At 69.9% G+C, this 9,590-nt stretch carries 7 protein-coding genes and 2 pseudogenes; 3 read left to right on the forward strand and 6 right to left on the reverse strand.

Annotated features, from left to right (window positions below; translation table 11 throughout):
- Positions 1-123: 123 nt before the first annotated feature.
- The 3 genes and pseudogenes from KBY71_RS15210 to KBY71_RS13180 form a co-directional block, all read right to left on the reverse strand.
- Positions 124-832: pseudogene (locus KBY71_RS15210) on the reverse strand (peptidase domain-containing ABC transporter); the annotation flags it as partial.
- A pseudogene (locus KBY71_RS13175) lies at positions 833-2,860 on the reverse strand (ABC transporter transmembrane domain-containing protein); the annotation flags it as partial. It lies immediately after the preceding pseudogene.
- On the reverse strand, positions 2,857-3,636 hold the full coding sequence (locus tag KBY71_RS13180) for a peptidylprolyl isomerase (RefSeq protein WP_254929352.1): 780 nt from the start codon (positions 3,634-3,636) through the stop codon (positions 2,857-2,859). The pseudogene KBY71_RS13175 and the gene KBY71_RS13180, both read right to left, overlap by 4 nt.
- Positions 3,637-3,839: 203 nt before the next feature.
- On the opposite strand from KBY71_RS13180, the gene KBY71_RS13185 reads away from it, so the two are divergent.
- Positions 3,840-4,481 (forward strand): 7-carboxy-7-deazaguanine synthase QueE, encoded by a 642-nt coding sequence (locus KBY71_RS13185; RefSeq protein ID WP_254929358.1) that lies wholly within the window; start codon positions 3,840-3,842, stop codon positions 4,479-4,481.
- A gap of 4 nt (positions 4,482-4,485) precedes the next feature.
- On the opposite strand, the gene KBY71_RS13190 is transcribed toward KBY71_RS13185, so the two are convergent.
- The 3 genes from KBY71_RS13190 to KBY71_RS13200 are packed head-to-tail and all read right to left on the reverse strand — an operon-like array spanning position 4,486 to position 7,523.
- Positions 4,486-5,715 (reverse strand): mechanosensitive ion channel family protein, encoded by a 1,230-nt coding sequence (locus KBY71_RS13190; protein ID WP_254929353.1) that lies wholly within the window; start codon positions 5,713-5,715, stop codon positions 4,486-4,488.
- Positions 5,712-6,959: an extracellular solute-binding protein gene (locus KBY71_RS13195; protein WP_254929354.1), complete on the reverse strand. Its 1,248-nt coding sequence runs from the start codon at positions 6,957-6,959 to the stop codon at positions 5,712-5,714. The genes KBY71_RS13190 and KBY71_RS13195 overlap by 4 nt, the downstream gene beginning before the upstream one ends.
- 6 nt (positions 6,960-6,965) lie before the next feature.
- A complete protein-coding gene (locus KBY71_RS13200) occupies positions 6,966-7,523 on the reverse strand; it encodes an ecotin family protein (RefSeq protein WP_254929355.1) in 558 nt (185 codons plus the stop codon).
- 105 nt (positions 7,524-7,628) lie between these two features.
- Between KBY71_RS13200 and queC the strand changes: the two genes are divergently transcribed.
- Together queC and KBY71_RS13210 are read left to right on the forward strand one after the other, a co-directional pair.
- The gene (gene queC, locus KBY71_RS13205) at positions 7,629-8,315 is read left to right on the forward strand and encodes a 7-cyano-7-deazaguanine synthase QueC (RefSeq protein WP_254929356.1); all 687 of its coding nucleotides are present in this window, start codon (positions 7,629-7,631) and stop codon (positions 8,313-8,315) included.
- Positions 8,312-9,590 (forward strand): anthranilate synthase component I family protein (locus tag KBY71_RS13210; RefSeq protein WP_254929357.1); only part of this gene is annotated, 1,279 nt, incomplete at its 3' end. The genes queC and KBY71_RS13210, both read left to right, overlap by 4 nt.

Raw genomic sequence — 9,590 nt, forward strand, 5'->3', positions numbered from 1 at the left:
CTTCGTGCATCATCACGATTAGCTCGGCGCGGCGGATTGTGGAAAGCCGGTGGGTAATAAAGAAAACGGTGCAGTGCTTGAGGTTGTCGAGCAAGTTGTCGCAAACCCGGCGCTCGGTGTCGTAGTCGAGAGCGCTAGTTGCTTCATCGAGCACCAGAAGCCGGGGCTGGGAGAGCAGGGTGCGGGCGAGGGCCAGACGCTGCCGCTGGCCGCCGGAAAGGCCGGCGCCACGTTCGCCCACATTGCTGCTGTAGCCAGCAGGAAGCTCCATGATGAAATCGTGGGCGCAGGCCAGACGTGCCGCCTGCACGATCGCATCACTGGTGGCATCGGGATCGGTGAGGGCAATATTTTCTGCCACCGTGCCGGAGAACAGCAGGGGCTCCTGGGGAACGATGCCTATTTGGCGCCGCAGTGAATAAAGTTCAACTTTGTCAATATCGTAATTGTCGATCAGGATCCGGCCGCTGCCCGGTGAATAGAGGCGAGCCAGCATTTTGGTGAGAGTGCTCTTGCCGCTACCGCTCTGGCCCACCACTCCCACAAAGGTGCCGGCGGCGATGGTGAAGTCGATGTGACGCAACACCTGGGCCCCGCCGGGGGTGAAGGAGAAGCAGAGGTCGTCAAAGCGCACCTCGCCGGCGACGGGCGGCAGAGGAATCTTCTGCTTATCAGCCTCGTCTGATTCCTCCGGAGTGTCGACCACATCGGCAAGGCGCTCAAAGGAAACCTTGAGCTCCTGGATGCTCTGCCAGATCGAAGAGAGCCGCAACAAAGGCTGTGTGACGTAGCCAGAGATGATCCGGAAGGCGATCAATTGGCCCAGGGTCATGTCGCCGGAGAGCACCAAAGAGGCGCCTACCCAGAGCACCAGCAGCTGGGAGAGCTTCTGCAGCACCTGGGAGGTTTCGGTAAGGGCCGTACCGGTGATGGTTTTTTCAAACGTACGGGAGATGTATTTGCCGTAGAGGTCTTGCCACTTCCAGCGGCTGATCATCTCGACGTTCTGGGCCTTCACCGTCTGGATGCCGGTGAGCACCTCAACTAGGTGGCTCTGGGTGCGGGCGTTCTCCTGGGCCGCATCGCGGTATTGACGACGGAACAGGGGCGCGCCCAGCACGGTGAGACCGATCTGAATCGGCAGCACGCACAGGGCGATCAAGGTGAGTACCCAGCTGTAAAGCAGCATCACGGCGATATAGATCACCGAGAAGGCCGTATCGAGCAGGGTGGTGAGCGCTTGACCGGTGAGGAAATTACGGATCTTCTCTAGCTCAGCAATACGGGTGCCGAGTTCACCCACGGGACGGCGGTCGAAGTAATTGAGCGGCAGCCGCAGCAGGTGGTCGATCACCTCGGCTCCGAGGCGCAGATCGATGCGATTAGTGGTTTCGCTGAATAGGAAGGTGCGCAGGGCGCCGATCAAACCCTCCATCAAGGTCACCACAACCAGGGCAAAGCCCAGCACCTGCAAAGTATCGAGGCTGCGCTGGTTGATCACCTTGTCGATGATCACCTGAATCAGCAGGGGGTTGGCCAGGCTGAACAGCTGCACCACAAAGGAGGCGATCAGCACCTGGGTGAGGATGCCGCGGTAGCGCTGCAGGGCCGGCCAGAACCAGGCAAAGCCGAAGCGCTGCTCCGGGGTGGCGGAACTGCGCTCCAGCAGGAGCACATCGATGCCGTCGGGGAAGGCCTCGGGGAGCTGGTCGGGGCGGAGCTCCACCCAGCCGTCCCGCGGTGAGGCCAGCAGCAGGCCGCGGGCGTTGGCGCCCCGCACCACGGCAAAGCCGCCTTGCCAGGGGATCAGGGCCGGCGTCTGCAGGCGCGTGCCCTGGGTGGCCGGCACCCGCACGCCGCTCACGTGCAGGCCCATCATCGCGGCGAGGTTGCCGCAGAGCTGGAGGTCGGGCGTTTGGCCGCGGCGCAACACATCGCGCAGGATCTTCTCGATCGCATCGCGGCGGAAGGGGAGCTTGAGCTCGGCCGCCAACATCTGGAAACAGGCGAGGGTTTCCTCGAGGGGGCCGTTGCCGCGCAGCAGCTGCAGGGCCGTGCGATCCCGCTGGCCCAGGTCCAGGGCCGAAGCCAGCGGCGGGCCGGCGGCGCCAGATGGGGTGCCCGACGGGCTGCCATCGCCTTCGGGCATCAGCTCGGCCTCCAGCACCGGACCCACCGGCTCCAGCAGGCCCGCCGGCAGGGCGATCAGCCGGGGCGGCAGGGGCGGCGTGGCGGCCGGCACGCCCAGGCGGGGATTGAGCGCGGCACCGAGGGGGTGGTCCGGCAGGTTGTGGCTGGCGGCCAGCAGGCTGAGGTCGGCAGAGAGGGCCGCGAGGGCCGCGGGCTCCGGCGCCACCAAGCGGGCCTGGGGCCGGGCCTGCTCCAGCAGCTCGAGCAAAGAGGTGCGCGCCTGGGGATGCTGCTCCAGCTGCAGGGCGAGCAGGGCGGCCAGCTCGGCGGTGAACAGCTCGGCCGCGCACCAGGCGGCAAAGGAGGGCTCGGTGGCCAGCAGCTCCAGCACCAGGGCGTCGGCCAGCACCCAGGCCTGCAGCTCGGTGCCGGCACTCACCTCTTCACAGGCTGCGGCGCGCAGCAGGGAGGCCAGCCCCACAAAGCTGCCGGGGCCGAGCTTCTCGGCGGTGCGCAGCCGGCCCTGATCCCGCACCAGCAGCCGGGCGCTGCCGGCTTCGATCAGCAGGATCTCCGCGGCAATCACCCCGGCCTGGGAGAGGGGATCACCGACGGCGAACGCCCGGCGGCTGAGCTGCTGCTCCACCCGGCTGCGGCCAGCGGGCGATAAGCCGGCAAAAGCGGGATGGGCCGGCAGTGACGGAGGGGCGGTGACGTCCATGGCGCTCATGATGGGCCGGAGCTGGGCTGCTGGCCCGCATCGGGCGACACGCCGATCTGCAGCAGGGGCCGCAGTTCCGCCAGGCGACGCTCCACCTCTTCGCCGATCCACTGCTCAAAGAGTTCCTGGGCCATGCGGGCGGCGGTGGCCGCATCAAAGGTGGCGGGGGTGAGGCTCTCGAGGCGCACCACCAGCCACCAGGATTCGATCCGGAAGGGCTCGAGCACCACCCCCGGGGGCGCGGTGCGCAGGCGATCGGCTAAGGCGGGATGGGCCTGGGTGAGGGGCACGGGGCCCACGATGCCGCGGGTGGCCTTCTCCGGTCCTTCGGCGTAGGTGGCGGCGAGATCGGCGAAGTTGGCCTCGCCGTCGTCGATACGGAGGTAGAGCTCCCGGGCCAGGCCGGGATCCTGCAGCCGCAGCAAGCTGTACACCACACGATCGAGCTGGCTCTTGCGCTGCAGGAAGCGGGCTTCTGCCTTGGGGGCGAAGTCGCGCTGGCAGAATTTGAATTGGCGGGCAGGCCGCAGGGCCTGGGCCTCCAGGGCGGCCGAACTGAGCAGCTGGGCGTGGGCGTAACGCTCCACGGCAGCCTGATCGGTGAGCTGCAGCTCACGGGCAAACAGGGCCTTGGCTTGCTGCACCTCCTCGGCGGTGAGCTCCTCCTGGTCAACGGACGCCTCCAGGCACTCAGCGCGAATGAAGCCCCGCAGCAAGCCCCGATGGGCGAGCTTGCGCACCACATCGAGAGGCAGGTCGACCAGCTCGGGCATGGGCGCGGTCATGGTCTGCCATAGACAATGAAGACCCCGAAAGCTAATGGCGCCGTGACAAACCCCTGGCCGAAGAGATGGACAGGGGATGAAAAAGACAGCAGACAGGGATTGATCAGGTGGGGCGAACCAGGGAAACCATGGCTCCATTCCCTCCCCCTTAAGGCTGAGTTCTGGCCGTGAATCAAGGAGCCGATGGCCGAGCCGAGCCCGTGATGCCAGAACCCAGGCAAGAAGCGGGCCTACCGGTGGTGGAAACCTTCCACTCCCTCCAGGGCGAAGGGCTCCATGCGGGCCGCAGCGCCTTCTTCATTCGCCTGGGCGGCTGCAACGTGGGCTGCTCCTGGTGCGACACCAAGCACTCCTGGCCCGCGGCGGTGCACCCCCCACACCTCCTGGTCGCGCTGGCCGCCGAAGCCCAGGCCGCCGCGGAGGCCGGCGCCTCCTTTGTGGTGGTTACCGGCGGCGAGCCGCTGCACCACGATCTGGGGCCCCTCTGCCAGGCCCTGGCGGCCTCGGGCCTGCCGCTGCACCTGGAAACCAGCGGCGTGGATCCGCTCAGCGGCCGCTTCAGCTGGATCACCCTCTCGCCCAAGCGCCACCGGCCGCCCACCGCGGAGCTGCTGGCGGCCTGCCACGAACTCAAGGTGGTGGTGCACGAACCCGCCGATCTGGCCTTCGCCGCCGCCATGGCCGCCCAGGCCCATGGGGCCCGCGCCGCCAACCCCGGCCCCGAGCTGCTGCTGCAACCGGGCTGGGAGTGCCCCAGCGGCCAGGCCCTGGCGATCGACTACGTGCGCCGCCACCCCCGCTGGCGGCTGAGCCTGCAGAGCCACAAGCTGCTGGGGGTGCGCTGAGGCCTCAGGGGTCGCTGGCCTGGGTGAGCACCCGCTGCGGGAAGGGGAACTCGATGCCCCGCTCCTGGAAGGCGTGCCAGATCGCCCGCCGCACCTCGCTGCTGATGTCGCTGTTGCGCATCGGATTGGCGATCCAGAAGCGCAGGCCGTAGTCGATCGACGACTCGCCGTACTGCAGCAACAGGGCCTTGGGGGCGGGCTCCGCCAGCACCCGCGGATTGGCCCGGGCCACCTGCTCCAGCAGGGCGATCACCGCATCGGGGTCGTGGCGGTAGGCCGCCCCCACCAGCACCTCACTGCGGCGGGTGCTGTCGGTGCCGGTGTAGGTGGTGGTGGTGTCGGTGAAAAAGATCTGGTTGGGCACCACCAGCTCCACGTTGTCGCGGCTGCGCCAGAGGGTGGCGGCCCGCAGGCCGAGGCGGCGCACCTCCACCGGATCGCCCTGAAACTGCAGGATCTCCCCCGGCCGCACCGATCCCTCGAACAACAGCCAGATGCCGCTCACGAAGTTGGAGAACACCTCCTTGATGCCGAAGCCCAGGCCCACCGACAACCCTCCGGCAATGGCCGCCACCGCCGTGCCGTTCAGCCCGATCTGGTTGCCCAGCCAGAGCACCCCCACACCGATCAGCACGTAGCGCAGGATCAGCTCGAACACCTTGCGGTTGGCGGCCGTCATGCCCATCAGCCGCTCCAGCACCGCCCCGAGCACCAGCACCGGCAGCTCCGAGAGCACCACCAGGAAGTAGGGAAGAGTCAGCAGCAGCACGGTGCCGCCCAGGGTGAGCTGCTCGCCGAACAGCTCCAGCAGGGGAAGGGAGGCCACCGCGCCGAGGCCATCGAGCCGCTCCACCAGCGCCAGCAGCACCAGCACCACAAACAGCGGCCGCACCGCCCGCACCCAGTAGGCCTCCACCGCCGCCGCCGGATGGAACCGCCGCAACACCAGCCGCAACCCGTCGAGAACCGTCCAGACCGCCACCAGCTGCAGCACCAGCAGCAGCAGACCGGCCGGCAGGCGCGCCAGGCCAAAGCCCACGCAGGCCACCTGCAGCGCCGCGATCACCGCCAGCTCGCCCGCCACCCGCAGCCAGCTGCCGGCCGAGGGGCGCCAGCGCAGCCGCCAGGCCCGATGGGCCACCAGCAGGGCCAGGGCCACGCCCACCTGCAGCAGCACCGAGCCGCGCAGCAGCAAGCCGCTCCAACCCGAAATCAGATAGAGGACATCGTTCATCGGCCCGCCGCCAGCGCTTCCATCGCGGCCAGCACCTGCTCCGCGCTGCGCTCGCCGTACACGGCCTCCTTCAGCAGCTGGCTGAGGGGATCGGCCAGCTCACGCATGCGCACGCCCTCCTGAAAGGTGAGCACGAGGGAATCCCGGAGGCTCCCCTCCATCACCGCCAACTCGGGCGCCTCCTTCACCGGCACGATCACGTTCTGGTTCACCGGCATGTTGCCCTCGGCGCGCACCATCAGGTTGTTCTGGCTGAAGTCGTTGAGGGCAAACAGGGCAAAGCGCTCGGCCACCCGGCGCTGGCTCGGCGTGGAGTCGCGGCCGAAGCTCAGCACCAGCAGATTGGCCAGCGGACGGCTCGCCTGGCCGTTCACCCCCCGCGGCAGCACGGACACCGCCAGGTGGGTGCCCAGCGACTTGCGCAGCCGGCCGATGGCGGTGGCGTTGCAGCTGATCCAGTCGAGCTGGCCCCGCTCGAGCCGCCGCACCAGCTGGTCGCCATCGTCCACAAAAACCAGGCTGGGGATCACGTTGGAGCGGTAGAGCCAGCGCAGCCAGGCCAGCACCCGGCCCCGGGCCGCCGGATCCAGCCGCGGCGCCCCCCCAGCCACCGTCTTCGGATCAAACAGATGCAGCAGCGGTGGCTGGGCCCCAAAGCCGGTGGCAGTCCAGAGCAGTTCATGGAGCTCCAGCGACAGGCCCATCCGCTGGCCCGCAGCGGCCTGGGCCACCAGCTGCTCGAGGCTGGCGGGGGGGCGCGACAGGCGCCGCCGGTCGTAGCAGGCCAGGCTCGGCTGCACCAGGAGCGGCAGGGCGGCGTAGCCCTGGCCCTGGCGAAAGGACGGCAAAAACTGAAGCCGCAGCGGCTCGAGCTGGGCCGCCCCCAGCTCCACCGGACTGGTGTAGCCGCGACGGGCCAGGTTGAACGCGGCCGGCACCCGGGTGATCAGCAGATCCGGGCCGACCCCCAGAGAGGAGCGCTCGCTGACGTTCTGCAGCAGCTGCCCCTCCGGCACGTAGCGGAAATGCAGGTTGACCCCGGGATTGACCCGCATGAAGTCCTGCACCATCTGGCCGGCCAGCTGCCTGAGGCTGGCGCTGGCCACCCGATCACCCCCGGCCCCGGGAGCGATCGTGATCTGCACGTTCTCCAGCGGCGCCACCGCACCCCGGCAGCCAGCCAGGAGCAGCGAGAGGGCGAGCCCCACACCCGCCCAGGGAGCCATCCGACGCACAGGCGGCATGGGGCGTCAGAACAGGTTGGCCGGCCGCTCCTGGCTCTCGGCCTTCCACAGCCGCCAGCGCAGCTCCAGGGGGCGGGGAGCATCCACCACGATCGGGCGGCTGGCGTTGTACGGCACCACAAACGCCTTGCCCGCCATCGGCACGAAGGCCCGGCGGCGGGGCTGCTCCGGCGGACAGGCCATGCGGGTGGAGGCCAGGGCGCCCACATCCGTGACCCGGTAGATCACGGGGCCACCCTCCTGGGCAGGCTTCACGGGGCGGAGCTTGCCGCCGAACACCTGGCGGTTGCAATCCAGCTCCGCCATCTGGCCCACGATCAGCTGCACCCGCCAGTCGGTGGGGTTGGGCGACAGGGCGGGATCGACATTCGGCCGCAGCACCCCCGGCAGCTGGATCACCCAGCGGCGATCCCCCAGCGCCGGCTTGGGGTAGCCCGAAAGATCCAGCCGGGGAATGGCCCCCGCTTGCGGCACCGAGGCCGGCACCAGGGCCAGGGCCAGCGCCCCGCAGGCCAGCCCCAGAACGCGGGGGGAGCGGAGCCAAGGGCGCAGGCGTTGAACCATCGCGGCAATCCGATCAACAGACGGTGGCCGCAGTCTGCCGAGACTGGCCGCCAGCGTCAGCCATCTGCCAGCCTGCAGGTCTGTGCTGCACCGCCCGGCCCCTCCGTGTCCGCCCAGCCCCTCACCATCGCCCTGCTCTCCGGCGGGCTGGATTCGGCCACCGCGGCAGCCCTGGCGCTCGAGGCCGGCCACCGGGTGATCGGGTTGTCGTTCGACTACGGCCAGCGCCACCGCCGCGAGCTCGAGGCCGCCACCACCGTGGCCGCCGCCCTCGGCCTCGAGGAGCACCACACGATCCGCGTCAACCTGGCCGCCTGGGGAGGGTCGTCCCTCACCGATGGGGCCCAGGCCATCCCCACCGGTGGCGTGGAGGCGGGCGTGATTCCCAGCACCTACGTGCCGGGCCGCAACACCGTGTTCATCGCCCTGGGGCTGAGCCTGGCCGAGGCCCGCGGCGCCGAGCGGCTGGTGCTGGGGGTGAATGCCGTGGATTACTCCGGCTACCCCGACTGCCGCCCCGACTACCTGGCCGCCTTCCAGACCCTGGCCGACCTGGCCAGCAAGGCCGGCCGCGAGGGCCACGGCGCCCAGCTCTGGGCCCCGCTGGTGCACTGGAGCAAAACCCAGATCGTGCAGGAGGCCCTGCGGCTGGGCGTGCCGATTGCGGCCACCTGGAGTTGCTACAGCGGCGGCGAGCAGCCCTGCGGCGTGTGCGACAGCTGCCGCATCCGCGATGCCGCCCTGATCGAAGCGGGCCGGCCCGACCTGGCCAGCCAGCCCCCAGCCCCATGAACCGGCGCCACCCCCTGGCCTGGCGGGACCCCTGGCCCCTGGTGCGGGCCCTGGCCGCCGACCTGGGTCCGGCGGGGCTGGTGTGGCTCGATGGCGATGGCAGTTCCCAGGGCCGCCGCAGCGTTCTGGGCCTGGCGCCGCTGGAGCAGCGCTGCTGCCGCGGCCTGCCGGGCCAAGCCGGCGCCGAGGATCCCTTTGCCGTGCTGGCCGAGCTGGCCGCCGGCGGCGGCCACTGGATGGGCTGGCTCAGCTACGAGGCCGGGGCCTGGGTGGAGCCCGCCCCCCACTGGCATCCGAGCGACATGGCCCTGCTCTGGGCCGCCCGCCACGACCCGGTGCTGGTGATCGACCACGAGACCCAGGAGCAGTGGCTCGAAGGCCAGGATCCGCTGCGGCTGGCCGCCTTCGCGGACCAGCTGGAAAGGCTCAGCCCGCTGGCTGGCACCGAGGGGGCCGGAGCCGGGATCCCCCCAGACCAGTGGCACTGGCACACCCCGCCCGAACGCTTCGCCACCCAGGTGGAGCAGGTGCTCGCCTGGATCGCCGCCGGCGATCTGTTCCAGGCCAACCTCACCACCTGCTGTGAGCACCAGCTGGGCAGTCCGGCCGATCCCCTGGAGCTCTACGGCCGCCTGCGCCGCAGCTGCGCCGCCCCCTTTGGCGGCCTGGCGATTGCCGGGGCGGGGGCCAGCGGCGAAGCGGTGCTCTCGGCCTCGCCGGAACGGTTTCTCCAGGTGGATGGGGCCGGCCGGGTGGAAACCCGGCCGATCAAGGGCACCCGGCCGCGCCATCCCAACGCCGAGCGCGACGCCGATGCCGCCGCCGACCTGGTGTGCAGCCCCAAGGACCGGGCCGAGAACGTGATGATCGTCGACCTGCTGCGCAACGACCTGGGGCGGGTCTGCACCCCGGGCTCGATCCAGGTGCCCCAGCTGGTGGGCCTGGAGAGCTACCGCCAGGTGCACCACCTCACCTCGGTGGTGCAGGGCCAGCTGCGGCCGGGGCTGACCGCCATCGACCTGCTGCGGGCCTGCTGGCCAGGGGGCTCGATCACCGGCGCCCCCAAGATCCGCGCCTGCCAACGCCTGCATGGCCTCGAGCCGGTGCCCCGCGGGCCCTACTGCGGCTCCCTGTTCCGGCTGGGCAGCGATGGCAGCTTCGACAGCAGCATCCTGATCCGCTCGCTGCTGCTGCGCGGCCAGCGGCTGCGGGCCCACGCCGGTTGCGGCATCGTGGCCGACTCCGACCCCATCGACGAAGCGGAGGAACTGGGCT

It is taken from the genome of Cyanobium sp. T1B-Tous (assembly GCF_024345475.1).
In the GTDB taxonomy this organism is placed as follows: domain Bacteria; phylum Cyanobacteriota; class Cyanobacteriia; order PCC-6307; family Cyanobiaceae; genus Cyanobium_A.